This is a genomic window from Bacillus cereus group sp. BfR-BA-01381, from assembly GCF_022663555.1.
GTDB classification, from domain to species: domain Bacteria; phylum Bacillota; class Bacilli; order Bacillales; family Bacillaceae_G; genus Bacillus_A; species Bacillus_A pacificus.
This window is the reverse complement of record NZ_JAKUFR010000020.1, coordinates 22,507-48,868: the sequence shown is the minus strand read 5'-3', so window position 1 is coordinate 48,868 and position 26,362 is coordinate 22,507. Positions and strand designations below refer to the sequence as shown.

Sequence of the window (26,362 nt, the reverse complement as noted above, 5' to 3'; positions counted from 1 at the left end):
TTACAAAAAGAAAGGGTTGCAAGGAAGGAAAATGCCCTTTTTTACATCTGTAACACATCCTTTTTTGGGAAAATACATTCCCATCCGCATTTTTCTCGCACAATTTGACAGCAGTATTTCGATCTTATAGCTCTTGCAGAGTGAAAAGGTTATACGGAAGGTAAGGCTGTCCATAAGAATTCTAGTTGGTGAAGGTGAAAGTAAGAAAATCACCGCAAAATTATAGTTTTCTATCCGATTTTACATATCGGAATTAATGTTATTTATAAAAGTAAAACCTACGAAGGGGGATTTGATGAGGAAACTGACAAAAACATTCATCGTTTCATTAACATTATGTATTGCATTTACAATTTGGGGGATTATTCCCGAATCTATTATTGGAAAAGGTAGCTTAGGAAATGTAACAACCGCAATTCAAACTGCATTAGTTAGTAAGTTTGGATGGTTTTATATTATTTCTGTTTCTATTATTTTAGGTGTGTCTATCTTTTTAATTGTTTCAAAATACGGTTCTATTCGTTTAGGGAAAGATGATGACGAACCTGATTATAGTTATATGACATGGTTTGCCATGTTATTTAGTGCGGGTATGGGTATCGGCTTAGTGTTCTGGGGCGTTGCCGAACCATTAAACCATTTATACGCGCCTCCGTTTGGAGAAGGTGCAACTGAGGAAAGTGCGCGTCTTGCACTGCGTTTTTCATTTTTCCATTGGGGATTACATCCGTGGGGACTATATGCATTTGTAGCGCTTTGTATTGCTTACTTTACTTTTAGAAAAGGAAAAGCAAGTACAATTAGTGCGACAGTAGGACCGTTATTTAAGGGCGGTGACCATGGGCGCATTGCTCATTTATTTGATGTGTTAGCTGTTTTCGCCACTGTGTTTGGCGTGGCAACATCATTAGGTCTTGGCGCAAAACAAATTGCCGGTGGTGTTAGTTATTTAACTTCTATCCCGAACTCATTAACGACTCAGTTAGTTATTATTGCAATCGTAACAGTATTATTTATGTTATCTGCGCAAACAGGTCTTGATAAAGGAATTAAATATTTAAGTAATACAAACATTATTTTTGCGTTTGCACTTATGATTATTGTATTGTTTGCAGGTCCAACAAACTTTATTATGAATTACTTCACTTCGACAATCGGTTCTTATATTCAGGAATTGCCAAGTATGAGTTTCCGATTAAGTCCATTAGATGAAGGCGGAAACCAATGGATTCAATCATGGACAATTTTCTATTGGGCATGGTGGATTGCATGGTCACCATTCGTAGGTACATTTATTGCTCGTGTTTCACGAGGGCGTACCATTCGTGAATTTGTTATCGGTGTGTTACTCGTACCGACAATAATTGGTGCTCTTTGGTTCTCAGTTTTCGGCGGGACTGGTATTCATATGGAACTGTTTGGTGATGCACATATCTTTGAAAAAATTAAAGAGATGGGAACAGAAGTAGGATTATTCGCTATGTTTGATCAGATGGGAAGCTTTGGATCAGCGTTATCTGTTCTAGCTATTCTTCTTATTTCTACATTCTTTATTACATCTGCAGATTCAGCGACATTCGTTTTAGGGATGTTAACGACACATGGTAGTTTAAATCCACCAAATCGTATTAAAATGATCTGGGGTATCGTTTTAGCTGCTCTAGCTTCTATCTTATTATATGTAGGTGGATTAGAAGCCTTACAAACGGCAGCTATCATTGCAGCATTCCCATTCGTCTTCGTTATTTTCTTTATGATGGCAGCATTATTTAAAGAGTTACAAAAAGAAGGTCGTATGAAGCGTCATAAATAATAGAAGGAAAAAGAGTTGATTATGTATCAGCTCTTTTTTTTATCCCGCTTTAATGGGCAGTAAGACCTCACCTCAAAATTCAGTGAAAGCAAAGAAGTTAGGTGGGGGATGAAGAAACCCCCACTGATTAAAGTTTCACTTTATATAGAAGGAACTTTAACTGCAAGTAAGGGAAATAAAATACTTTACTATATTAGTAGTATGCCTTTTATACCGATAAAAATCGATACATTTCGACAATGTTCGATATCTTGCGGATTCTATTCATATTTTTGACAAAAAATTGTCGGAAATGTGTTGTCACGTTTATATATATGTGCTATATTATTTCCTGTAAGCGATTTCAAATAGTTTTAAAGCGCATTCAAGGGGGACATCTAGAATAATGAAACGTTACGAAAGAAAGTGGAAGCATATTTGTTTGAAACGTGTGGCACATCGTAGTGTCCAAGAAAGCACGGAACCTAAGACTGAAACGCGCAAAGAGCAGCAAGAGAAGCAATTGGTTCTACAAAAATAGCAATCACTTTTTCGTATATAAATGAAGGTCGATCGTTCGTTGGGGGATGGACGTGAAATTACTTTCAGCTAAGGGGTATTGTCTGATATATAATTTATACGGCAATAAATAAGCACAGAGCATACGGCGCTCTGTGCTTATTTTTATTTGTCTTTTTTGAATCGAACAGTTTTATCCCAGCCAATGACTTGTTTCTTGCTCTTTGCACGTAAGTATAAAATTAAGCTACGAATGAATAAGTACGTAAAGAGCTGTGCGTACGTAAAGTACATGATAACACTAATAAAAATATTAGTTGGTGTAAAGGTTCGTTCCACACTCTGGGCACTAAATAATTGAGAAACATATGTAACATATGCGACATACCACATAAATAGTAGTGGAATGCTATATTGAATTTGGAATATCCCGAGTAACCCAATTACAAACCAAACGTTCGAAATGATTAAGAATAACCAAAATACAACATACACTAAAACTTGTTGTAAAGAATGGACGAGCAGTTTTCCTTTAAAGAAACTTAATGAAGAAAACATTTTTTCTAAAATGTACAAGTTCCCTTGAAGCCAACGTGTACGCTGCTTAATAAGGATTTTTAAATGCTCAGGTTCTTGTTCCCATGTAATTGACTCTGGAACGATTGGCAGGAGATAGCCTTTTTGTGTAATTCGTAATGTTAATTCAGCGTCTTCAGCAATTGCATAAGGGTCATAGCCGCCAAGCTCTTCTAATGCAGCGCGACGAAGAAGCATGTTTGTTCCTGTTAGTGAACCTGTTTGGAATAGTAACCAGCGTCCGGATTGCATAAGGAGCTGGAAGATTTGAAATTCTAACGAAATCATTCGTGTTAGCCAGTTTCTTTTTTCATTTACAGTACGAACATGCCCAACAGCTCCAACAGCATCCTCGGTTGTTTCAGCGTGTTCTACAAGCATTCGCAGTGCATGTGGTTCAGGCTGGTTATCTGCATCATAAACACAGAAGTATTCACCATCTGAGATACTAAGGCCATAGTTTAATACACGTGATTTTCCTTTTGGTTCACCAGGTGGAACGCGAATGTGACGAATATGAGCATAAGCTTTGTCAAAATCGTCACCAATTTCAGGTGTCTCATCTTGCGAGTTATCGTTTAATAAATAAACAGTTAGTTTGCCTGGATATTCAATCTTAGCCATCGCCTCTAAAGTATCCTTAATCACGACGCCTTCATTGTGAGCTGGTATTAAAATATCGACGCTTGGGTAATGTTCTAGCGTACGATCTTTTTGTTTCCTACTTCGGTGAACTAAACCTGCGAGTGTTAAGAAAGAATAGTAAACGAGTAAGCCAGAGAATAGAAAGGCTGTAAAAATAAGTACATACTTAATTGAAAATGTGATGCTGATCCAAAAAACGAGTACGCAAAATAGAAGGAATAAAAGAAGTATAACGAGTGTCATCATAATAAATTCTGTCCTTTTGTAGCGATTTGTTCTCGTTTAATCTTAATGTCTTGAATGGCCTCATCTGCAAGCCATTTTTCCATTTTAGGCTGTAGACGGTTCATTACAATATCGGCACCAGCTTCATTTGTATTTTGTAATAAAGTGACTAATGTGCTGTTATCATACTCAGCAACAAGGTCAAAGTCAGCTCTTACCGTTTCAACTAATAAGGAAGCTACACGGTCCATAACACTTTCCTTTGTATATTTACTAAAGGAAGTGAAGTCAAAATAAATCATAACGCCTGTTTCATTACGACGATTCATTGCATTGATTAATAATGCTTGGCGTCTCTCGAATTCTTGTCTTGTTAATAATTTCGATTCTCCAATGTATTGTTCTAACGTTCTCACACGTTCGGTTAATTCTTTATTTTCATGAATAACCTTCTTTAATAGATGAGTGGAGATATATACAATGAAGAAATTTGCTACCATTAGGAAGTGAGTAATAATGTATTCCCATTGTTCTGATGTACTCCATAAGTAAAGCCATGCTTGGTAGAATAGGTAGAATACCGAAATAATGGTTCCTAATATGAAGAAAACAAATGCAGTTTTATCAGGCAAAAATAGAAATAGTACATTAACAATTACATATATAATTGTAAAAATGAGAGCATGCTCATATTGCGTTACATGTACAGTTGTAAAATAAAATAAAATTTGTAAAATCCACATAGAGAGGACTTTATAGAAGTTATCTTTCACAAAACTTTCCTCCTTAAAGATAATTCATACAAGGATACTTGTAGTATGCGCAATTATTAAGAAATAGACCGGATGACTACATTCTTTTTGAGAGAGCAACAATAAGTAGTATCCCTCTTTTATAAGAAAAAATAAACAGACGTACTAATTATTGTATCATAATGTTTTTATATTTCGGCATAAAGTATTTAATATATACTGAGAAAATAAAAAGTCCCCTCTTTAGAAAGAGGGGACTTGCTTTATTTTATAGGAACATCATACCTGCAACTGCTGCGTTTAAGAAGTTAGCTAATGTACCAGCGATAACTGCTTTAATCCCTAATTGTGCAATTTGTTTACGGCGAGTAGGAGCTAATGTTCCTGTTACACCTAATTGAATTGCGATAGAAGAGAAGTTTGCGAATCCACAGATTGCGAATGTTAAAATTAGATTTGTTTTTGCAGAGAACTCTGCCATATGTGGTCCTAAGTTTGCGTATGCAACGAATTCGTTGATTGCAAGTTTTTGACCGATAAAGCTTGCTGCTTGTACAGCTTCACCAGGAGAAACCCCGATTAAGATTGCAAATGGTGATAGTAAGTAACCGAAGATTAAATCAAGGCTAAGTTTAATATGGAACAGAGAGCCAATTAATCCTAATAAACCGTTTAATAAAGCAATTAATGCGATGAAAGCCATTAACATTGCTGCTACGTTAATAACAAGTTGCATACCTTCTGATGCACCACGTGCTGCTGCGTCAATAACGTTTGCATCTTCACGCTCTGTAGAAAGTTCAACGTTATTATCTACTTGTTCTGTTTCTGGCATAATTAGTTTCGCAATTAATAGACTCGATGGAGCTGCCATAATTGCTGCTGCTAATAAGTGTTCTAACGGAATACCCATTGCTGCATAGCCAACAAGAACTGATCCAGCAACAGCTGTCATACCGCTTACCATAATAGCGAAGAATTCACTATTTGTTAAACGTGCTAAGTAAGGTTTGATTAAGATTGGAGCTTCAGTTTGTCCTAAAAATACAGTTGTTACTGAGTTTAAACTTTCTGCTTTAGAAGTTCCAAGAAGTTTACTTAATGCGCCACCAACGACACTGACAAATTTCTGCATAATACCGAAATGATATAAGATTGCAACTAATGAACTAATAAATACGATTGGAAGTAGTGCTTGAATGAAGAAAACAAATCCCCAAGGGCCTTTTGCGTTGACTAAATCCCCAGCAACGAACTTAATTCCCTCGTAAGAAAAATTAATTAATCCTTGAACGCCATCTGCAGCGTGTTTTAAACCTGCTTTTCCGGCATCCCATCGTAATACGATAAATGAAAATGACATTTGTAATGCTAGCGCGATTAAAATCGTGCGCCAATTAATAGCTTTGCGGTTGGAAGATAGTAAGAAAGCGATTGCTAATACTCCAATCACGCCGCCAATTCCCCATAAAAGATTCATGCAGTGTATGCTCCTTCCTCATAGTAAAAAAATGTATAAAACAGTTGTCTATACTTCTGCAAATATAACATCTTAAGTAACTTATCATAATGGACATCAGAGGTCAAACGTCTAACGAAAAGTTTAAATAAAAAGAAAATTCTTCAAAAAAACACATATGAAATGATTAGACATGAAATAGGTTATGTTTTTTATGTAAAAATATACATTATGATAACGTTATGGATCATTATTGTAGAATATAGTGTATGAAATAGGAAAATAGATACATTATTTTTTTTAGGAAATAGGTTATACACATTAAAAAGAGCCTTCTAGTAATCTAGAAGGCTCTAAAACTATTAATTAAGGTGCTTTCGTGTATCCTAAGAAATGGCTCTTCCAATAAGAGTTACTTAACGAAGCGATTGCTACACCTTTATCTCCAGCTTGGATAAATGATCCGCCCCCAAGGTAAATACCCATATGAGAAGGACCTGATTTATAAGTGTTTTGGAAATAAATTAAGTCACCTGGTTGTGGATTTGAAGTTTGTGGTAGGCTACCCCAATATCCTGCAACACTTTGACGGCTAATGTTATGACCAAATTTCTTAAATACGTGGTAGATGTAACCACTGCAGTCAACACCAGTAGCAGAAGTTCCGCCCCAAACGTAAGGTACACCTTGCATTGATTTTGCATATGCAAGTACGGAAGAACTGTCACCGCTATTATTGCTTGTATTGTTATTATTATTGTTGTTGTTTTGATTGTTATTTTGGTTGTTGTTAGGCTTATTATCTACTGCGCCACCAACTGGTGTTTTAGAAAGGTAACGTGTGCCGATATAACCAGTTTGGCCGTTGTAGTTAATTTTGCTCCATCCAGAGTTTTCAGAGATTACTTGAACCTTCTGTCCTTGTGGAAGTGCGCCTATGATTCTATAATTTGTACCTTCACCACTACGTACATTTAAGGCAGAAGCATTAATGTAGTAGTCACCAATTGCACCTTGATTAGGTTGTTCAGGTTGTTTTGGTTGCTCAGGAGTAGTAGTGCCACCTTTAACGAATTTCATGAATTCGCTACTAACGTAGCCTGTTTTTCCTTGATAGTTAACTTTAAACCAGCTACCTTCAGAGCCAATTACGTTTAATGTCGTACCATTTAATACGCCACCAATTACGCTATGGTAAGTAGCAGGGCCTGTACGTACGCGTAGAGATGTTGCGTTAACAACGTAAGTACCGCCAGTTTGAACAGTTACATTATTATTTTGTTCTTGTTTGTTATCTTGGTTGTTTCCTTGTGTAACGTTATCACTAGAACCGCCTTTTGTTACGTAGTCTTTACTTACGTAAGCTGTTTGGCCTGCATAATTGATTTTGAACCAATCTTGAACTTCGCCAACAACTTGTACGACTTGTCCTTTTGTAACAGAACCTACAGTTGTGTGAGAAGTGCTAGGACCTGTACGAACACGAAGGGAAGATACATTTACTGTATAGTTTCCACTTGTTGGTTTTACAGATTCTTGGTTGTTATTATTCGTATTGTTGTTTGAAGAACCTGCATTAGCAGAAACACCAGATACGAATTCGCCACTTACATAGCCAACTTGTCCATTATGGTTGATTTTCACCCAACCATTTTCTTGGCCAATTACGTTTAATGTTTGTCCTGCATATACACGTCCTGAAACAGAACTAGAAGTGTTAGGAGCAGTACGTACACGTAATACATCAGCAGTAACTTTATTGTTTCCGCCTGTTGTACTTACATTGGAATTGCTTGCACCATTTTTTGATACAAATTCGCCACTAACAAAGCCTGTTTGGCCATTCATGTTAATTTTGTACCAACCATTTTCTTCGCCAATCACGTTTAGTGATTGACCGTTATAAACGCGCGAGATGATGTCGTGAGAAGTACTTGATCCTGCACGAACATGTAATACGCTAGCGTTTACCTTATAAGATGAGCTGTTTGATGCAGAAGCTTGGACAGTTGTAGCAGCTTTTTGTGTATTTTGTTCAGGGGCAGCTTGAACACTATCAAGTGTAGGTGCTGCTCCTCCTGCTACAGACACTGCCGCAAGACCGGCAAGGTATTTTTTCATAATTTGTCGATTCCTTTCTGTCTGTAATGTAGTGAAGAAATATTTACCAACTGTTAAAAATTCTAAAGAGCATGTCGATTACTGTCAAGACTTATGCGGGAATCTGAATATGACAAAAAGATTACAAGAAAAAATCAAGGCATAAATCTACACCTTGATTTCCATTTAAATACATATATTGAATGTAGAAAGGATAGAAATTATTCGTGTTTAAGAAGATGACATATTGGATTGTAACAAACTCTGAGAAAATGATCGTTGCAGCATTTTAGTGATAGGGCCCACTTGACCATCTTGGATTGCGGTTCCATCAAGATGAGTCATCGGCAAAATTTCAATTGTCGTTCCTGTAAAAAAGCATTCATCCGCTTGATAAACATCACGAACGCTGAAAAGCTCTTCTTGTACTGGAATACGAAGGGTTTTCGCTAAAGAAAGGACATATTGACGAATAATGCCATTTAAAATAAGGTGATTAGCTGGATGTGTGTAAAGAGTTCCGTTTTTAATTAGAAAGAAGTTAGAGTGGCTTCCCTCAGTTACAGTACCATTTCGTACGAAAAGGGCCTCTTTACAACCTTTTCGTTCCGCTTTCGTAGTAGCTAATATATTCGGTAATAAATTTAATGATTTAATATCACAGCGTAGCCAGCGCGTATCCGGTTCTGATATGGCACGTACACCATATTCAATCCATAACGCTGGTCTTTCTTTCTTTGTAATATAGGCATAGATTGTTGGAGGGACGTCATATGAGAACGTATGGGTACGAGCTTGTACACCACGAGATACTTGCAAATAAATCGTTCCATCTTCGTGGAAATTATTATTTTCGATTAGTTTATAAAGTAGGGTAATCAGTTCCGCTTTTGAGAAAGGGAGTGTTAATTCTATTTCTTCCATGGAGCGATATAATCTTGTAATATGCGGATCTAATAAGTGAAAGTTCCCTTTATATAGACGAATAACCTCGTAGACACCATCCCCAAATTGCAAGCCTCTTTCCTCAAGGTCTATGTACGTTTTTTGTTTCGTTGTATCAATAACTGCATCATTCCAAAGTACAAATCTTTCATATGCCAATTTTCGTCCCATCCTTTCGTAAGTGCATAAGTAAAGTGAAGCTTTCATTCATTTGGAATAAAAATCACTACAGTAATTTTTATGTGAGTAATTCTTTACATATGACGTATATGTATTTGTAAATGGTAGAGAAGTGGTAGTGATTTACAGCATTTCGTATATACAAATTCGAAAATAAGAAATAAGAATCCTGCTTTTAAATAAAAAAAAGCAACATTCTTATGGAATGCTGCACAAGGAGGGTAGCTATCTTTCATAGGGACATCGTCTTATTGAATGTTTTGTGTATGGAAACAAAACATATTGAAAGACAATTATAAGAAAGTAGAAATAAACGATTCACATATTTCTTTAAGGGATCTTATTACAGATGAGAGATAAGAAATATATAGAACCTCGTTTACATATTTTATTATAGGGATACTTCATTAATTCTATGTGAATATTTGGTAAAGGTTATGTAATGTTAAAGTTAATGAATATAAGTAATTGTATGGAGGAATATAAAAAAAGAGGCTGAGATTACTCAGCGCTCTTCTTTTCTTCTTTAATAGCTGTCTTTACTTCACCAGTTTTGATCTTGTTGCTTTCAGAGAAGCGAAGTAAGTCACCCTCAATGATTTTGTCAGACATGTTCAATTCATTTTGGGCACGATCAATAAGTGGTTGAGATTCTTCTTTTGGCAGTTGTACAACTTCGCCAGTAGCACGGTCGTAGAATGTACTGTTCGTGTACATGTACTTATCTGTAACGAAGCTACCATCACGAAGAACAACGAATCCTTTATTATCAGGTGAGAATACGTCATGACCGAATCGAACGTCATTCGTAGAGTCTACACCAAGTAAGTTTAGAATAGTTGGTTTAATGTCAATTTCACCAGTTGGTTTTGAAATTGTTTTACCTTCTTTTTGACCTGGAACGTGAATAAACATCGGTGTTTTTTGTAAGTTCATATGGTCAAATGCAGTAATTTCTTCTTTTCCTAAGAACTGTGCCATTGCACGGTTATGGTTTTCAGAAATACCGTAGTGGTCACCGTAGAATACGATAACTGAGTTGTCGTAAATACCTTCTGCTTTTAGACGCTCAATAAAGTGTTTCATTGCTTCGTCTAAGTAGCGAGCTGTTACCATGTAACGGTCAAATACGCCATCACCAGAATTGTATTCGTCAATTAATTTTGTATTGTCATCATAAGTGAATGGGTAATGGTTTGTTAAAGTAAGGAAGCGAGTATAGAACGGTTGCTTCACTTGTTTTAACATATCGATAGATTGATCAAAGTACTCGATATCTTTTAATCCCCAGTTTAATTTCGTTTCTGGCGTAATCTTATAGTCAAGCTCGTTGTAGTAACGATCATAACCAAGTGCCGGATACATAATGTTACGGTTCCAGAATGTTGCGTTGTTTGCGTGGAATACTGCAGTGTAGTATCCTTGCTGACGTAAAATTTCTGGAGTTGCTGTATATTCGTTGTTACCGTGTGTGAAGAATACAGCACCACGGTCTAGTGGATACATTGAAGTATCTACTAAGAATTCAGCATCAGATGTTTTTCCTTGCCCAGTTTGATGGAAGAAGTTATCAAAGTAATAACTTTCTTTCGTAAATTGGTTTAAGAATGGTGTAACTTCTTGTCCGTTAACTGTTGCACCAATTAAGAATGTTTGTAATGACTCAAGAGAGACAACAATTACGTTCTTCCCTTTTGCAGTACCAAACATATTTGGATCTGGTTTGCTTTGCGTTGTTTTTACGTAGTTCTCTGTTTCCTGTAACTTACTGCCGTCAGCAAATGCTTTTTGTGAACTTGATTTTGCTTGTAAGCCAAGATCATACACTTGGTGTACATATAAACCTAAGTTTTTAACAAGCATAACGCGGTCGAATGAACGTGTTAATAGTTCTGGACGCTCAGCTTCTGCCAATCCTAAGTTTGCGAAGAAAATAGCAATTGTTGACACGAAGTATAGGGAACGCATTGGGCGTGCTACACGTTCTGTCGGTGCAAAATTCTTCATCTTCTTCAATAAAATGAAGAATACGATAATATCAGCAAATGCAAGGATAATTTTGTAGTTAAACAATTCTTTTACACTAGAACCTAAACTTCCGAAGTTAGATGTTTGTCCTAGTACTGGTAAAGTAACGAAGTCATTGTAGAATCCGTAGAACATTACGTTACCAACAAGAACGATTGTTAAGACAAAATTAATTCCAAGTGCTATATAATTACGTTTTTTCCCTTTTGCAAATAATGCAAGACCAACAAGCAGTAATGATGCTGCTAATGGGCTCAGGAATAAAATGAATTCTTGCATGAAAGATTCAAGTTTTAAATCAAAGCTTGTGCGTGTAATAAGATATGTCTTCAACCATAAGGCTAAAGCTACGAATGCAGTGAAACGCACATTTTGAAATTGCGATTTCAAGGTTTCTTTCATTCATTTCCACCCTTTCTCTATCAGGCTTGGTCGATTTTGGAGCGAAAAATGCTAAAATAAAAAATACATAGTTTTCTTGGCCATAATTAGAGGTTCTATATTCACCCATATACGACTATAACTATGCATACCCTTTTAGTTTCTTGTGTTACTCATAAGCATAACGTCATTTCTGTATTATACAACAAAATTCATTTCTGAGAAACACTATAACATTTTACATTTTTTGTATGAGATTTGTCACTACCAGAGAAAACTTTAACATTCGTTTATATGTCCGTCAACTAGAAAATATAACAAAGGTAGAGCAGAATGTTAAGTGAAAGTGAAAAATTTCTTGTTGAGAAATAAGAAATGACAATGGGTAAGTGGTTATCTAGAAACCTATTATATGAAGGGAAGTATGTAAAAATTAACGAACACTTGTTCTTTTTGAGTTTGTTTGTTACAATGAAAGTTCATTGATAGATTATGTGTAATTTTGATGAACTTTTACTGAAAACATATTGTAGCTTATTTCTTTTAAAAAATAGGGAGGCTTTTACATGGAGCAAAAATTTTCAGTTGAAGCATTTTGGAAGAAAGTAAAACATGTCGCAAAGCAGGCAGGGCAGTCGGTCATTTATGCAAGTTTATTGTTGTTTTACGTTTTGCAGAAACCAGATGTTCCAAAACGAGTGAAAATTATTGTAATTGGAGCACTTGCTTATTTTATTGCACCGATTGATGCAATTCCAGATTTCGTTGCTGGAATTGGTTATACGGATGATTTAGGGGCGTTAATGGCTGCGCTATTACAAGCGTCGCTATACGTCGATGATGATGTAAAAGATAAGGCACGAGTGAAGTTGGCAGAATGGTTTGGTTCGGATATAGACACATCCTTTATCGATCAGAAATTAGATCAATAGGTGAGAACTGTCACATGGTGACAGGGCGAACGTAAGCGAGGAAGTGCATTATGCCATCAGGAAGAACGCATACGAAAATAAACTTAATATCCCTTCCGGTTGTTTTGTTTATGCTCTTTTCGTATGGACTAACAAATTTTGATTTTTTATTAACTTTTGCAATTGGCTTTTTAGTAGGTACTACATTTTTAACACCGGATTTAGATACGTATAGTAATGCGTATAATAAATGGGGATTCCTGCGTATATTTTGGTATCCGTATAAGAAGGTGATGCCGCATCGTTCCTTTTTTACACACACAATTATACTTGGTGATGTGATTCGTATTGCATACATGTTAATTGTGTTTTCTCCGTTTTTATTCCTATTAAATGTAATCGCGCTTGACGGGAATTTAATAGAAATGGCGAAGGAACATGAGGTTGAAATTGTAACGTTCGTAATGGGAATTGTTGTGGCAAGCACGCTGCACATTATAGCGGATAAAGTGAGTACGCGCCGTAAGAAAATGATGAGAAAAAAGAAGAAACGCAGAAGATAAAAAACCGTCCCAAAAAGTATTTTGGGACGGTTTTTTCTTATTAATCAAACGTTTGTTTAAAATTAAGCTTTCAGTACTTTAATACCTTTCACGATGTTCCAAATGAAGTAGTATAAGCTAATGATTCCGCAAATACATAAGACAATCATTGTACCGATGCCCAGTGTTACATCCGGTTGATCAGATCCAAGACCCATAACTCCTAAAATAATCATGCCAATGAATGTAGCGATACTTGGGATAATGTGTGTCCATAGAGCACGTTTTGCATGTGGTTTCGTTTCCGCATCTCCCACAATCCACACAATAATCGGGAATAAGATAGGGGCAAATAATACACTAAAGTATGATAAAGCTGCTAATATTTTGTTTCCGTTCATATATATCACCTCATAAATAATATCCGTTGTTATACCTTTATTATGCAGGAAATGTGGCGAGCTTCCTATCGATGAACATTACAAGAACGTGACGATTTTGTAAGATTTTTTCGTTAAATAATAAAATTTTCAAAAAAATCTTTTTAAAAGGAAATTGTTATGGTACAGTATAAAAGAAAGTTATTGAAAACGTTTTCTTAAACGTTTTTTTATTTTTAGGCTGAAAGGTATGATGACCTGATAGTCTATTGATGAGGTTATTCTATTTAAAAGGGGATTCTTTAGGGGGAGAGAACAATGAACACATGGACACAAGTTTATGATCCGTTCGGAAACATTTGGATTTCGGCAGCGGTAGCACTTATTCCGATTATCTTTTTTTTCTTAGCTTTAGCAGTTTTCCGCATGAAGGGGTATGTGGCAGGATTTATTACAGTTGTACTTACAATTTTAGTGGCATTATTCGCTTATAAGATGCCGTTCACGATGGCGATGGCAGCGACTGGATATGGTTTTTTATACGGACTATGGCCAATTGCTTGGATTATCATTATGTCGGTATTTTTATATAAAATATCTGTGAAAACAGGTCAATTCGATGTGATTCGTGCATCTGTATTATCCATTACGAATGACCACCGTTTACTCGTTATTTTAATCGGTTTTTCATTCGGAGCATTTTTAGAAGGGGCAGCGGGATTCGGTGCACCAGTAGCGATTACAGCAGCGCTTCTTGCAGGCCTTGGGCTAAATCCTTTATATGCAGCAGGTCTTTGTTTAATTGCAAATACAGCACCAGTAGCGTTCGGAGCGATGGGAATTCCGATTACAGTTGCTGGACAAGTAACAGGTATTGATCCACATAAAATTGGACAAATGGCTGGACATCAATTACCGTTCTTATCATTATTTGTTCCATTCTTTATCGTATTTTTAATGGACGGGGTGAAAGGGGTAAGACAAACGTGGCCTGCTTTACTTGTAGCAGGTAGCTCATTTGCAATTACGCAGTTCATAACAGCGACATTCTTAGGACCAGAACTTCCGGATATTACGTCGGCACTTGTAAGTTTAGTTAGTTTAGCGCTGTTCTTAAAAGTATGGCAACCGAAAGAAATTTATCAATCTGGGCAAGCAAATAGAGAAGCAGCTGCAACAACAGCGGCATCGATGCCGAAATTAACGTTGGGAAAAGTAGTAAAGGCATGGTCTCCATTTATCGTATTAACGGTTATGGTAGTCATTTGGAGTCAAAGTTTCTTTAAAGCATTATTTGCTCCAGGAGGCGCGTTAGAAAGTCTTGTATTTAAGTTTGAAATTCCAGGCTTGCACAATTTAGTAATGAAAGCAGAGCCTATTGTAAATAAAGCGACGCCTTACGAGGCAATTTTGAAGTTTGATGTATTATCAGCAACGGGAACAGCAATTTTAATTGCTTGTATCATTTCCATGTTTATTTTGAAAATGAGTGTAAAAGATGCAGTAGTAACATTTAAAGAAACTTTAAGTGAATTAAAAATGCCAATTCTATCTATTGGATTCGTATTAGGATTTGCATTTATCGCAAACTATTCTGGGCTATCTTCTACACTAGCGTTAGCACTAGCAGGAACTGGCGGACTATTCCCGTTCTTCTCACCATTCTTAGGATGGATTGGCGTATTCTTAACAGGGTCTGATACGTCAGCGAATGCATTATTCTCAAATTTACAAGCAATTACAGCGCAGCAAGTCGGTGTATCTGAAGTACTTCTCGTTGCAGCAAATACAACGGGCGGTGTAACAGGTAAAATGATTTCTCCGCAATCAATTGCCATTGCTTGTGCAGCAGTTGGACTTGCTGGAAAAGAATCAGATTTATTCCGCTTTACAGTGAAGCATAGTTTATTCTTCGTAGTTATTGTTGGTATTATGACGTATGTACAGGCATATTATTTAACGTGGATGATTCCATAAGCGACAAAAGAAATAAACTTTGCATTTTTCAGATTATCGTGTATGATGAGAAAGTATTGAAAATTAAATCAGTGATAAACTAGGGGTGCCTAACGTATGCGTAGGCTGAGAGAGAAGCGCGTGAACTTCTTAACCCTTTGGACCTGATCTGGCTCGTACCAGCGTAGGGAAGTTAACGGCTTTACATAATGATGTCTTTTATGAGCCAGGTCCTTATTTTTTTATGGACCTGGCTCTTTTTATTTTGGCATACGCTGGCCATATCTCGTCCTTGTCACGTACAGGGGGGCAACAAAGGTTATGAAACAGTCTGTTTCAGCTGAGCAAATTGAATTGAAATCGAGTTTACCAGGAAGTAAGAAAGTGTATGTGGATGGACCACGAGAAGGTATGAAAGTACCGATGCGTGAGATTGAACAAAGCGATACAAATGGCGTCCCGAATCCGCCAATTCGTGTGTATGATACAAGCGGTCCTTACACAGATCCTGCGTATAAAGTCGAGTTAGAGAAGGGGATTCCAACGCCGCGCCACTCTTGGATCCTAGAGCGCGGAGATGTAGAGGCATACGAAGGGCGCGAAGTAAAACCAGAGGATGACGGTGTGAAGGTGGCTTCGAAACATACACCTGTTTTCCCGCAGATGGATCGCAAACCGCTTAGAGCGAAGCAAGGTGCAAATGTTACGCAAATGCATTATGCACGTAATGGCATCATTACGTCTGAGATGGAATATGTTGCGATTCGTGAAGGAGTAGAGCCGGAGTTTGTTCGTAAGGAAATTGCGGAAGGTCGCGCTATTTTACCAGCAAATATTAACCATCCGGAAGCAGAGCCGATGATTATCGGACGTAATTTCCACGTGAAGGTGAATGCAAATATCGGAAACTCTGCTGTATCTTCTTCTATCGCGGAAGAAGTAGAGAAGATGACATGGGCTACTCGCTGGGGTGCAGATACGATTATGGATTTATCTACAGGTAAAAACATTCATACGACGCGTGAGTGGATTATTCGTAACGCGCCTGTACCAGTTGGAACTGTACCGATCTATCAAGCGCTTGAAAAAGTAAACGGAATTGCAGAAGATTTAACGTGGGAAGTGTATCGTGATACGTTAATTGAGCAAGCGGAGCAAGGCGTAGATTACTTTACGATTCACGCTGGTGTATTACTTCGTTACATTCCCATTACTGCAAAGCGTACGACAGGTATCGTTTCGCGTGGTGGTTCAATTATGGCGCAGTGGTGTTTATTCCATCATAAAGAAAACTTCCTATACACTCATTTTGAAGAGATTTGTGAAATTATGAAGCAGTATGATGTTTCGTTCTCTCTTGGAGATGGATTACGTCCAGGTTCGATTGCAGATGCAAATGACGAAGCGCAGTTCTCTGAGCTTGAAACACTTGGTGAATTAACGAAGATTGCTTGGAAACATGATGTGCAAGTTATGATTGAAGGGCCTGGGCATGTACCGATGCATTTAATTAAAGAAAATATGGAGAAAGAGCTCGATATTTGTCAGGGGGCGCCATTCTATACACTTGGGCCGTTAACGACAGATATTGCACCAGGTTATGACCATATTACATCCGCAATTGGAGCTGCGATGATTGGCTGGTTTGGAACAGCGATGCTTTGTTATGTAACGCCGAAAGAACATTTAGGTTTACCGAATAAAGATGATGTACGCGAAGGTGTTATTACGTACAAAATCGCTGCGCATGCAGCTGATCTGGCGAAAGGGCACAAAACGGCTCATCAGCGTGATGATGCACTTTCAAAAGCTCGTTTTGAATTCCGTTGGCGCGATCAATTTAATTTATCTTTAGATCCTGAACGTGCAATGGAGTATCACGATGAAACATTGCCAGCAGAAGGTGCGAAAACGGCTCATTTCTGTTCCATGTGTGGACCGAAGTTTTGTAGTATGAGAATTTCACATGATATTCGTGAATATGCAAAAGAAAATGATTTAGAAACGACAGAAGCAATTGAAAAAGGAATGAAAGAGAAAGCGAAAGAATTTAAAGAAACGGGTAGTCACTTATACCAATAACACGTTACACTTCTTTACTTGATTGATCACACTGTAGTACCTAACTTAATATAGAAGAAGCCCGATTTGCTAAGACGGTAGCAAATCGGGCTTCTGTTGTTTATACCGCTATTTGCGGGCAGTGAGATTCCACTGATTAAAGTTTCACTTTATAAGGCGAAGAAGAGATGTACCCAATAGAATAAGAGAAATAATGTGACAACTGTTGTGAGCGGGATAACAATAAGGGATACACTTAAATAGTCTTTCCATTTTACTTTAATTTTGTTTTGTTTCAGGATATACATCCAAATGAGAGAAGCTAGTGTACCGATTGGTAATAATAGTGAACCGATGTCACTACCAATAATGTTTGCGAGGTAGATAGTTTTTAATGTGACTGGGTCTAGTCCCATTTCTGTTAACGTAATGGTACCAATCATAAGTGCAGGGTGATTATTGAAGACGTTGGAGAGGAGGGAAACGAGTCCGCCCATTGTAAAGCTAGCATACAGTAGATGCTGATTTACAACTGGTTCAAGCCATTGGACAAGTGCTGCTGTTAATCCTGCGTTGTGAAGTCCGTAAATAATGACATACATAGAGAAAGCAAAAATTAAAATGTGCCAAGGTGTCTTTTTCAAAATGTCGACAGGGTTCGTTCGTAAGTAGTACCATCTCCAGATGAGAAGAACGAGTGAACCGAGTACGGCAACAATCTCGATTGGGATGGATAAGAAGGATGCAACGAATAGAAGACAGCGCATAAGGAAGACGAAGCCTAATACTTTTAGCATAAACCTTGTCCGTTTTTGTTTCGTATCAACTGAATTTTTTCCTTTTAACGGATGAAAGTTTTTCGTGAAGAATATTTCTTCAATATCATATGAAGAAACAGGTAATTTTTTCGGAAGTTTTTTCTTCAAAACCGTATACATAAGCCATGACATAAACAATAGTCCTAATGTTGCAGGTACAAACATCATAGCAGTATGCATATAAAGAGTCATATTCACGATATTTAATGCGATTAAGTTTACGATATTACTTACACCAATTGGTGCACTAGATGCAGTAGCGATTAAAGCACCGCTTAATAAATAAGGGATTTGTTGATGCGGTTTTAATTGAAGATTTTTTAGGAGAAGAATTAAAATTGGCGTTGTAATTAAAATACTACCATCGTTATTAAATAAAAGAGTCATAAGAAAACATAATAATTGAATATACCAGTATAAGCGGCGCCCGGAGCCTTTTGCTAAGTTTGCAAGTTTCGCTGCGGACCAGTGGAAGAAGCCGAAGCTTTCTAATATTACCGCCATAACGATGGTCGCTAATATTGTTATGGAGGCACCGCCAATTTTACTAATAATGTCCATGACGTCTGGTTTTGATACAAGTCCAGTAATCAGGATAATGCCAGCGCCAATTGCTGCCGGCCACGCCTCATTTAAACCACGAGGTCGCCAAAAGATAACAATCATTGTTAAGAAGAATACAATAATAGTAATCCATATTTCAATGCTCATATTTTACCTACCTTTCTACTTTTCCTCAAAGCAATGTAGCTTGTCTTAAGGTTTGTATTGGTAGTATATTCAGCAAAAAATAAGAAGAACTAGACGTATAACGGAGTACAATGAATATGTGTTTTTCAAGTTATGGGACAAGTATCTCTCTTAGTGAAATAACTATTGTGAGAGGAGTCTAGAAATTAATGGGGCAGTAAGATAGTAAATGAAATTTATATAGGTGATTATGGAGATATATCAGCGCAACTCAAAATATATCGGCGATTTTTAAATTATATCGACTTATCGATAAAGCATGACAAAAGGAGCCCATCCCAAAATACCTTTTGGAACAGGCCCTACAATATTATTTTTCCTTCAAAAAAGTTCGATCCTTCAAGAATAAATTCCAGAAGAAAATAAATCCTGGTAATAAAATTGCAATCCCAATTGCATATAGAATAAGCAATGCATAGAATGTTTCGACCGTTGTAAAGCTTGTAAATACAGTTACATCAGGATAAATAATATACGGTAAATGTGCAACGCCGTAAGCATAACTTGCAAATGCATATTGAGCGACGACTGCTAAAACGGCAATGCGAGGGTATCCTAGTGTGCCATACTTCTTGTTTGTCCACCAAAGAGAAGAGTACCCGATAACGAATAAAACGATAGAAACTGTAAACCACGGGAATTGCTTTATGAGCCCTTGCATAAGCCAGTGTGTTTCCGGATCCATTACAACGAGGGCGATAATCGCCGTAACGAGTGTTGCAGGACCAAGGATGATGGCGTTTCTTCTATAAATTCTATACGAATCTTCTGAACCTTGCTCTCTCGCAAAATCAGCAAGAAAGAGGGAGGAAAGAAATAATTCCGAAGTTAGCCCAAAGAGCATATAACAGTAGATCACCGGGCTAGAAAGAAGTTTTCCATACAGGAGTACTTCTTTTCCCTCAGACATTGTAATATAGGCCCCTTCTGTAACAGGTAAAACGGTAATTAATAAGGCTGGAATTAAGAGCCCAGTAATACCTGAAATAACCCGAAGGAGGTACTGATATTTTGGCACAGAGTAAGCAAATACCATGAATGTACTGCGAATTGCAATGAGTATTAAAATTAACATAACTGGTACGAACATGACTGTCGCAAGGGTGAAAGCGGCTTTCGGAAAGAAACCGAGAAAAGCGACAACGACAAAGACGAGAAATGTATTTGTTACTTCCCAAGTCGGTGATAAGTATCGGTTGGCAAGCTTGGCAGCGAGCGTTGGATGTTTTGCGTATACCATGCCCCAAAAACCTGCTCCAAAATCGATGGACCCTAATATACTGTATACGAAAATAAGAGCCCATAAGATGATGATTGCAATACTTTCCTCATGCACGAGAATCGCCTCCTTCGTGATGTAAATCATTTGTAAGCGGATGTTTCTTAAAGAATGTTCGTAGTACAAAAACTGTTAAAATACCGAGTCCAATATATAAAATGATGAATAGAATAAATAAAGGACCGACAAAATCAGCGCGTGTAGAAGCGTCGACTGTACGTTGCATACCGTAAATGGTCCATGGCTGACGACCGCTACAGCTGAAAATCCACCCAAATTCAATGCCGAGCATCATAACTGGTCCACATGCGGCAGCTCCCCAAAGAAGCCACTTCGGTAGCTCTGTTCCTTTTTTTCGGTAAACAAAGTACCAATATAAGAGGGCAATTGCTGCAACTGCAAAGGTAAAGGCAGCAGTGCCAACCATTAAATTGAACAGTGTATGCGTGTAAAATGGTGGCCATGTTTCTTGTGGAAATTCCTTTAGTCCTTTTACGACAGTGCTAGGGTCTAGTCCTACTAGTAGGCTAAGCATGTTCGGAATTTCTAGTGCGTAGTTTAGTTCAAGTGTGTTAGGATCTACAACGCCGCCAATTGATAACGGTGCATGTGATGTCGTTTCAAATAAAGCTTCAGCAGATGCCAGTTTTTCAGGGGAATGCTTATGTAAAGCAATTGCCGATTCGTGCCCCGAAAGCCACATCGTAGCGCCTGTAATAAATGTCACGACGAGTCCTAACAGTAGTCCTTTTTTATGATATGCTACTTCACGTTCACTTACATTCTTCTTTAATAATTTAAATCCGGCGATAGAGGCAATGACGGCAGCTCCAGTTGCGTAGGCTGTAATCACAACATGGAATGCGCTCGTGCCAAAACTCGGATTAAAGAAAGCTTTCCACGGATCAACGTTAAAAACTGATCCATCTGGCCCCATTGAAAAGCCCGCGGGTGTATTCATCCATGTATTTGCCGATGTAATAAGCACGGCGGATGCCGTGGCACCAATCATGACGAAGAATAGCGAGATTAATCTCATGAATGGAGGTAGTTTGTCAGCTGCATATACATAAATGGACATGAACAAAGCCTCTAAAAAGAAGGCGAAAATCTCAATTTGAAAGGGCACAGAAATAACCTGCCCAACAATTTTAGCAAAACCAGGCCAAAGCAGTGAGATTTGCACACCAACGATTGTTCCAGTTGGAATTGCTACACCAAGAAGGATGGCAAAGGCCTTTGTCCATCTTTTCGCCATAATGGCGTAGTCGGAATCTTTCTTCCAGTGATAGAGTATTTCACTTATAAAAATCATTAATGAAAGTCCGACACCAAGTGTTGCGAAGATAATGTGGAATGCTAGTGAAGAACCGAAAAATGCTCTTGCTAATGTTACCGTATCCATATGTAAACTCCTCTTCTTTTTTGCCATTATTTTCTGATTGAATTGGAAGATTTATTCAAAAAAACTTCCAAAAATATATATGTATTTAAAAAGTGGATATGATAATATTATGTTTGAATATTCTAAATAGAAAGAAGTTAATGTTTAATAATATTTTATTTGTTTTTTAGTAAGGAATATTTTATAATCTTTTATGCGAACATAAGTTCTGATTTTGAAGTGAAGAAGTTTATGTGAAATGGAGAGGATGTTTTATGTATCCTGAAGTCATTAAAAAGATGGCATTTTCAAAAGAGCATAGAGATTTATTATTGAAGCTGTATAATAAAGAGATTACGCGTAGTGAGTATGATCGACTCGTGGAATCGCTATATAGACCTTCTAAAGAGGCTTGTGAGAGATAGAGGAACGGGAGACAATCTAATAGATTGTCTTTTTTACATTTACGTATGTTCTGGTAAAATTAAGGATAGCCTTACTAGGGAGGTGAAAAGTTTGCGGAAACGTATATATATAGTGATTGGAGTTATTCTTTTAATCGCTTTAGGTGGAATTGTATTTTGGTCAGCTTTGCAAGGAAACCGTACGGAACATTTTATTTTAAGACATATGGTGAATGAAAATGGGACGCTTGCTACATATCGTTTAGAAGATACAAAAGCAGGTACCGGTGAAGCGAAAGGCCGAGAAGCTTTATCGGAATCAGCAGGACTATGGCTGCAATATACACTCGATAAAGACGATCAAGCGTTATTCGATGAACAAGTTAAGGTTATTCAAAATAACTTTGTACATAAGAACCAAGTTGTTTTATGGAAAATCTCTGAAAAGGGAGAAATGCAGTCAGCTACAAATGCACTTATTGATGATCTCCGTATTATAGAACAGTTATATCGCGCTTATGAAATGTACAAGGAAGAGCGCTATAAAAACTTGGCAGATCAATTGAGTGATGCTGTAATTCGTTATAATAAGAAAGGTAATTATTATGTTGATTATTATGATGCAGATGCAAGGAAACAAAATGATTTTGCAACAACGTCATATATAAATCCGCGCGCATTCTCCTATATGAAAAAGTATGGAAAAGTTTCTGCTCAGCAATATGAGGAAGTCGTTCAATTTTTAGCAGATTATCCAAGGCATGGATGGGCATTCCCGAAAGAGTATAAAGCAGATGGTACATTTACGTACGACAAAGAAGTGAATCTTATTGACCAATCATACGTTGCATATCATCGTAGTTTAGGTGGCCTTTCATCAGATGCTTATTTGGAGTTTATAAAGAAGAAATTCCAGGAGGATGGAAAGTTATACGGCCGTTACAATTTAGAAACGGGAAAACAAACTGTGAATTATGAATCGCCAGCCGCTTACGGATTAACGATTTTGTACGTACTACAAACAGGTGATACAAAGTTTGCAAAGGAATTATATGATCATATGGCCACATTCCGAAATGACAACGTATTTAGTAGATATTACGGTGGATATGTAACAGGCGAAAATAACAATACGCATATTTTTGATAATGTTTTGCCGCTTTTAGCTGAAATAGAATTAGAGAAGAGTGAAAAATAAAAGGTGCCACCCTATGGGGATGGCACCTTTTATTTTTTGATATCATTTTAAGTCCTAATATTGGAGAAGTACTCAATCACGAATTCACGGAATTTCTGAGCAGTTTTCGATAAGTAACGTTTTTTTGACCAGCTTAAGCCAATCGTTCTCTCACAATTTGGTTCAATAATACGTAACTTATTTAATGCTAAAGTAGAGTTTTTTAATAAAGTTAAACTTGGGACAAAGGCGATGCCGAGGCCTTGCTTAATCAGGTCGCTAATCACGGTTGGTTCGTCTACTTCAAAAGCAATATGTGGAGTGAAGCCAGCTTCTTTACAAAATTCATCTGTTAAGTGCCGAAATCCATAACCAGTGTTCATACTAATAAACGGTTCGTCCTTTACTTCATGCAGATATACACTTTTACGTTCTGATAAACGGTGCCCTGAAGGGACGACTAAGAAAATTTCTTCTGTAATAAGTGGTTCCCAAATAATCTCCTCGCCTTCAATTGGCACAGAAGAAATGCAAAAGTCAATTTCTATATTATCTAGTTGTCGTTTCATAGAAGGAGTAGATGCGAGAAACTGTTGGAATCGAATGTTAGGATGTTCTAGTAAAAAAGAACCAATTAGTTCGGGTAATATTCTTGGAATAGAAACAGCCAGCGTAATAGAGCTTTGTTGTAAGTTAGCTAAATCTTTAATTTCTCGTTCGCCTTCACTTAATTCATGAAAAATGCGCTCTACTCGTTTTAAAAATACTTTCCCGAAAGAGTTTAATGTAATTTGTCGCCCTTGGCGGTCAAATAACGGAACGCCTAAGTCCTTTTCTAATCTAGCAATTGTTTTGCTGAGCGAAGGCTGCGCGATATGCAATTCTTCAGCGGCTTTTGTCATATGCTCTAATCGTGCAACTGTTTGAAAGTATTTTAGTTGAAGAAGTTCCATTTTGACTCTCCTTTCTATAGACCAAAAGGAATGGATTGATAATTAAAGATGTATTATACAGTATGGAAATGGACGTGTATAGTAAATCTGTTAAACCATTCTAATGGTGTGAAATTCGGAGAAGGAGTATGTTTCATGAAAGGAATTCAACTTGTATTTAAAGATTGGAAAGCGATGTGGCACCATAAACATGGGCGTATCGCTTTAATTTTTTTGTTAATCGTTCCTTTAATTTATTCAGGGTTCTTTTTAGCTGGATATTGGGATCCATACGGAAAATTAGATAAATTACCTGTTGCAATTGTAAATTTAGATAAGGGTGCTGCAATGGATGAGAAAATAATTCGTGCAGGAGACGATTTTGTAAAAAATTTAAAAGAGAATAAGGAACTGGCTTTTCATTTCGTATCAGAAAAAAATGCTGAGGAAGGGCTAAAAGAAGATAAGTACTATATGGTTGTTACGATTCCAGAGGATTTCTCTAAAAAGGTAAGTACACTTATGGATGAGAAACCAGAACCAGCACAATTGCAGTACAAAGTAAATCCGGGTAAAAACTTTGTAGCAGCGCAAATTGGAACGACAGCTGTTGAAAATATGAAAACAAAAATTTCAAATAGTATTACGAAATCTTATACAGAAGGTGTCTTTTCAAAGTTTCAAGACTTAGCACAAGGGTTGAGTGATGCAAGTAATGGTGCTGGGAAGTTACATGAAGGAACGACAGATGCAAGAAATGGGGCAAATCAGCTTGCAGATGGTATTCATCGTTTAAGTGACGGGATATCAAAAGTGAAAGAGGGAAGTGAAAAACTTGCTTCTAGCAAATCAGCCTTAACTGATGGAGCGAATGAGCTAAGTCAAGGAGCAACCTCACTTCATAGCGGTATGGAGTTATTGACGCAAGGTGAAAAAAACTTACAATCAGGGGTTAGTGAATTAAATGCTGGTACAAATGAATGGGTGAACGGAAGTGAGAAACTGGCTGAAGGGCAAGCGAAAGCGGACAATGCAGCAAATAGTGTAAAACAACAATTAGAAGAGTACGTGAAAAGTCATCCAGAGGTGCAGCAAGATCCTGCTTTTCAAAAGATTATCGCTACTTCTAATGGATTAGCTCAAGCAACAAACACTTTAAATAATAGTCAGAAACAATTGACACAAGGTGCACAGAAGCTTGCAGATGGTCAGCATAAGGTTGAAGAAGGTATGAATACATTCGGAGTTAAGTTAAATGAAGCTACTGCTGGAACGAAAAAGATAGCAGATGGTGCTACAAATTTAGCTAGTGGATTTACGAAATGGGGAGCTGGATTTACATCATTACAAGAAGGTGTAAATCAACTTGCGAGCGGGGGAACAGAGCTGAATCATGGTGCTGATCAGTTAACGAACGGACTTGTTAAACTTGACGATGGTGCGAAAGAACTTTCTACGAAATTAGGAGAGGGCGCAGAGAAGATAGCGGATGTTCGCAATGATGATGCACGCAATACGATGTTCTCAGAGCCGGTTCAATTAGTGAAGTCAACAGTTTCTGACGTGCCTAATTACGGTTCAGGTATTGCACCATATTTCTTATCGCTTGCATTTTATGTTGGCGGAATTATGGCATCGAATATTTTACCGCTTGGCCGTAGACAAAATATGAAAGTAAGCGGAACGGTACATTTTATTAATAAATTAGGGTTAGTATATGTAATTGGACTTATTCAAGCATTACTTGTGGATGTGGTTGTGCTAGGAGTTATGAAATTAGAAGTTGCAAGTGTGCCACTCTTTGTTTTATCAAGTATCGTTATTTCCTTTACGTTCATGACGTTTATTCTTATGTTAGTAACGGTGTTTGGTCTTGTTGGAAAGTTCTTAGCGGTAACGCTTCTCGTCTTGCAATTAGCGACGAGCGGTGGGACTTTCCCAGGAGAATTAAATATAGCTGTTCTTAGCAAGATTGGACAATTTCTCCCAATGTCCCATTCTCTTAGAGGATTGCAAGATGTGATTTCTTTAGGAGATTGGTCGCAATTACAAATGCAAATTTTAATATTGTTATGCTATCTCGTTATTGCTGGTGGAATTGCTTGGATCACGAGCCATATACAACATAGAGAAACGAATGCAGAACAAGTTTCTTAAAATGAAAGA

At 37.4% G+C, this 26,362-nt stretch carries 19 protein-coding genes and 1 riboswitch; of the genes, 8 read left to right on the top strand and 11 right to left on the bottom strand.

Annotation, left to right across the window (positions count from 1 at the left end):
- The first annotated feature begins 295 nt into the window (after positions 1-295).
- Positions 296-1,813 carry a glycine betaine transporter OpuD gene (gene opuD, locus MR079_RS09575; protein ID WP_001229108.1) on the top strand — a complete coding sequence of 506 codons (1,518 nt, stop codon included), beginning with the start codon at positions 296-298 and terminating at the stop codon, positions 1,811-1,813.
- A 663-nt stretch (positions 1,814-2,476) separates the two neighbouring features.
- Here opuD and MR079_RS09570 read toward each other — a convergent pair.
- The 6 genes from MR079_RS09570 to MR079_RS09545 all read right to left on the bottom strand — a co-directional run bounded on the left by MR079_RS09570 (position 2,477) and on the right by MR079_RS09545 (position 11,623).
- On the bottom strand, positions 2,477-3,778 hold the full coding sequence (locus MR079_RS09570; RefSeq protein WP_000988770.1) for a glycosyltransferase family 2 protein: 1,302 nt from the start codon (positions 3,776-3,778) through the stop codon (positions 2,477-2,479).
- Positions 3,775-4,530: a dGTP triphosphohydrolase gene (locus tag MR079_RS09565; protein WP_242293936.1), complete on the bottom strand. Its 756-nt coding sequence runs from the start codon at positions 4,528-4,530 to the stop codon at positions 3,775-3,777. The genes MR079_RS09570 and MR079_RS09565 overlap by 4 nt, the downstream gene beginning before the upstream one ends.
- 247 nt (positions 4,531-4,777) lie before the next feature.
- Complete coding sequence (locus MR079_RS09560; RefSeq protein WP_087955131.1) at positions 4,778-5,989, bottom strand: NupC/NupG family nucleoside CNT transporter; 1,212 nt, start codon at positions 5,987-5,989, stop codon at positions 4,778-4,780.
- Positions 5,990-6,334: 345 nt separating this feature from the next.
- Positions 6,335-8,089, bottom strand: a complete 1,755-nt coding sequence (locus MR079_RS09555; RefSeq protein WP_139868405.1) for a C40 family peptidase — start codon at positions 8,087-8,089, stop codon at positions 6,335-6,337.
- Between the two features lie 210 nt (positions 8,090-8,299).
- Positions 8,300-9,184 carry a D-amino-acid transaminase gene (locus MR079_RS09550; RefSeq protein ID WP_049112924.1) on the bottom strand — a complete coding sequence of 295 codons (885 nt, stop codon included), beginning with the start codon at positions 9,182-9,184 and terminating at the stop codon, positions 8,300-8,302.
- 510 nt (positions 9,185-9,694) lie between these two features.
- Positions 9,695-11,623 carry an LTA synthase family protein gene (locus tag MR079_RS09545; RefSeq protein ID WP_016718951.1) on the bottom strand — a complete coding sequence of 643 codons (1,929 nt, stop codon included), beginning with the start codon at positions 11,621-11,623 and terminating at the stop codon, positions 9,695-9,697.
- A 545-nt stretch (positions 11,624-12,168) separates the two neighbouring features.
- On the opposite strand from MR079_RS09545, the gene MR079_RS09540 reads away from it, so the two are divergent.
- Together MR079_RS09540 and MR079_RS09535 are read left to right on the top strand one after the other, a co-directional pair.
- Positions 12,169-12,534, top strand: coding sequence for a YkvA family protein (locus MR079_RS09540; RefSeq protein ID WP_000435502.1), 366 nt, complete (start codon positions 12,169-12,171; stop codon positions 12,532-12,534).
- Between the two features lie 50 nt (positions 12,535-12,584).
- A complete protein-coding gene (locus tag MR079_RS09535) occupies positions 12,585-13,076 on the top strand; it encodes a metal-binding protein (RefSeq protein WP_242293935.1) in 492 nt (163 codons plus the stop codon).
- 62 nt (positions 13,077-13,138) lie between these two features.
- Here the strand turns inward: MR079_RS09535 and MR079_RS09530 are convergent, their stop codons facing one another.
- Positions 13,139-13,456 (bottom strand): magnetosome magnetite crystal formation protein family, encoded by a 318-nt coding sequence (locus MR079_RS09530; protein ID WP_061529301.1) that lies wholly within the window; start codon positions 13,454-13,456, stop codon positions 13,139-13,141.
- A 297-nt stretch (positions 13,457-13,753) separates the two neighbouring features.
- On the opposite strand from MR079_RS09530, the gene lldP reads away from it, so the two are divergent.
- Both lldP and thiC read left to right on the top strand, forming a co-directional pair.
- Positions 13,754-15,412 carry an L-lactate permease gene (gene lldP, locus MR079_RS09525; protein WP_242293934.1) on the top strand — a complete coding sequence of 553 codons (1,659 nt, stop codon included), beginning with the start codon at positions 13,754-13,756 and terminating at the stop codon, positions 15,410-15,412.
- 71 nt (positions 15,413-15,483) lie between these two features.
- Positions 15,484-15,599, top strand: a riboswitch (TPP riboswitch).
- Between the two features lie 113 nt (positions 15,600-15,712).
- Positions 15,713-17,473, top strand: coding sequence for a phosphomethylpyrimidine synthase ThiC (gene thiC / locus MR079_RS09520; protein WP_242293933.1), 1,761 nt, complete (start codon positions 15,713-15,715; stop codon positions 17,471-17,473).
- Positions 17,474-17,622: 149 nt separating this feature from the next.
- Here the strand turns inward: thiC and MR079_RS09515 are convergent, their stop codons facing one another.
- From MR079_RS09515 to cydA, 3 genes are all read right to left on the bottom strand, one after another.
- Complete coding sequence (locus tag MR079_RS09515; protein ID WP_139868399.1) at positions 17,623-18,981, bottom strand: arsenic transporter; 1,359 nt, start codon at positions 18,979-18,981, stop codon at positions 17,623-17,625.
- Positions 18,982-19,330: 349 nt separating this feature from the next.
- Entirely contained in the window at positions 19,331-20,356 is a 1,026-nt protein-coding gene (locus MR079_RS09510) for a cytochrome d ubiquinol oxidase subunit II (protein ID WP_000544167.1), read from the bottom strand.
- Positions 20,349-21,704 carry a cytochrome ubiquinol oxidase subunit I gene (cydA, locus tag MR079_RS09505; RefSeq protein ID WP_000381964.1) on the bottom strand — a complete coding sequence of 452 codons (1,356 nt, stop codon included), beginning with the start codon at positions 21,702-21,704 and terminating at the stop codon, positions 20,349-20,351. Before cydA ends, MR079_RS09510 begins: the two co-directional genes overlap by 8 nt.
- Positions 21,705-21,958: 254 nt before the next feature.
- Here cydA and MR079_RS09500 point away from each other — a divergent pair, with 254 nt between their 5' ends.
- Both MR079_RS09500 and MR079_RS09495 read left to right on the top strand, forming a co-directional pair.
- On the top strand, positions 21,959-22,108 hold the full coding sequence (locus MR079_RS09500) for a hypothetical protein (protein WP_000283185.1): 150 nt from the start codon (positions 21,959-21,961) through the stop codon (positions 22,106-22,108).
- A 91-nt stretch (positions 22,109-22,199) separates the two neighbouring features.
- Positions 22,200-23,285, top strand: a complete 1,086-nt coding sequence (locus tag MR079_RS09495) for a transcriptional regulator (protein WP_242293932.1) — start codon at positions 22,200-22,202, stop codon at positions 23,283-23,285.
- A gap of 47 nt (positions 23,286-23,332) precedes the next feature.
- Here MR079_RS09495 and MR079_RS09490 read toward each other — a convergent pair whose 3' ends face one another.
- Complete coding sequence (locus MR079_RS09490) at positions 23,333-24,217, bottom strand: LysR family transcriptional regulator (protein WP_242293931.1); 885 nt, start codon at positions 24,215-24,217, stop codon at positions 23,333-23,335.
- Between the two features lie 135 nt (positions 24,218-24,352).
- Here MR079_RS09490 and MR079_RS09485 point away from each other — a divergent pair, with 135 nt between their 5' ends.
- A complete protein-coding gene (locus MR079_RS09485; RefSeq protein WP_242293930.1) occupies positions 24,353-26,353 on the top strand; it encodes a YhgE/Pip domain-containing protein in 2,001 nt (666 codons plus the stop codon).
- The last annotated feature ends 9 nt before the right edge of the window (positions 26,354-26,362 follow it).

Excerpts from the sequence above, each read along its gene's own strand:
- thiC (WP_242293933.1), top strand. The coding sequence starts at position 15,713 with ATGAAACAGTCTGTTTCAGCTGAGCAAATTGAATTGAAATCGAGTTTA.
- MR079_RS09530 (WP_061529301.1), bottom strand. The coding sequence starts at position 13,456 with ATGAACGGAAACAAAATATTAGCAGCTTTATCATACTTTAGTGTATTA.
- lldP (WP_242293934.1), top strand. The coding sequence starts at position 13,754 with ATGAACACATGGACACAAGTTTATGATCCGTTCGGAAACATTTGGATT.
- MR079_RS09545 (WP_016718951.1), bottom strand. The coding sequence starts at position 11,623 with ATGAAAGAAACCTTGAAATCGCAATTTCAAAATGTGCGTTTCACTGCA.
- MR079_RS09535 (WP_242293935.1), top strand. The coding sequence starts at position 12,585 with ATGCCATCAGGAAGAACGCATACGAAAATAAACTTAATATCCCTTCCG.
- cydA (WP_000381964.1), bottom strand. The coding sequence starts at position 21,704 with ATGGATACGGTAACATTAGCAAGAGCATTTTTCGGTTCTTCACTAGCA.
- MR079_RS09500 (WP_000283185.1), top strand. The coding sequence starts at position 21,959 with ATGTATCCTGAAGTCATTAAAAAGATGGCATTTTCAAAAGAGCATAGA.
- MR079_RS09485 (WP_242293930.1), top strand. The coding sequence starts at position 24,353 with ATGAAAGGAATTCAACTTGTATTTAAAGATTGGAAAGCGATGTGGCAC.
- MR079_RS09555 (WP_139868405.1), bottom strand. The coding sequence starts at position 8,089 with ATGAAAAAATACCTTGCCGGTCTTGCGGCAGTGTCTGTAGCAGGAGGA.
- MR079_RS09570 (WP_000988770.1), bottom strand. The coding sequence starts at position 3,778 with ATGATGACACTCGTTATACTTCTTTTATTCCTTCTATTTTGCGTACTC.
- MR079_RS09550 (WP_049112924.1), bottom strand. The coding sequence starts at position 9,184 with ATGGGACGAAAATTGGCATATGAAAGATTTGTACTTTGGAATGATGCA.
- opuD (WP_001229108.1), top strand. The coding sequence starts at position 296 with ATGAGGAAACTGACAAAAACATTCATCGTTTCATTAACATTATGTATT.
- MR079_RS09515 (WP_139868399.1), bottom strand. The coding sequence starts at position 18,981 with ATGAGCATTGAAATATGGATTACTATTATTGTATTCTTCTTAACAATG.
- MR079_RS09490 (WP_242293931.1), bottom strand. The coding sequence starts at position 24,217 with ATGGAACTTCTTCAACTAAAATACTTTCAAACAGTTGCACGATTAGAG.
- MR079_RS09540 (WP_000435502.1), top strand. The coding sequence starts at position 12,169 with ATGGAGCAAAAATTTTCAGTTGAAGCATTTTGGAAGAAAGTAAAACAT.
- MR079_RS09560 (WP_087955131.1), bottom strand. The coding sequence starts at position 5,989 with ATGAATCTTTTATGGGGAATTGGCGGCGTGATTGGAGTATTAGCAATC.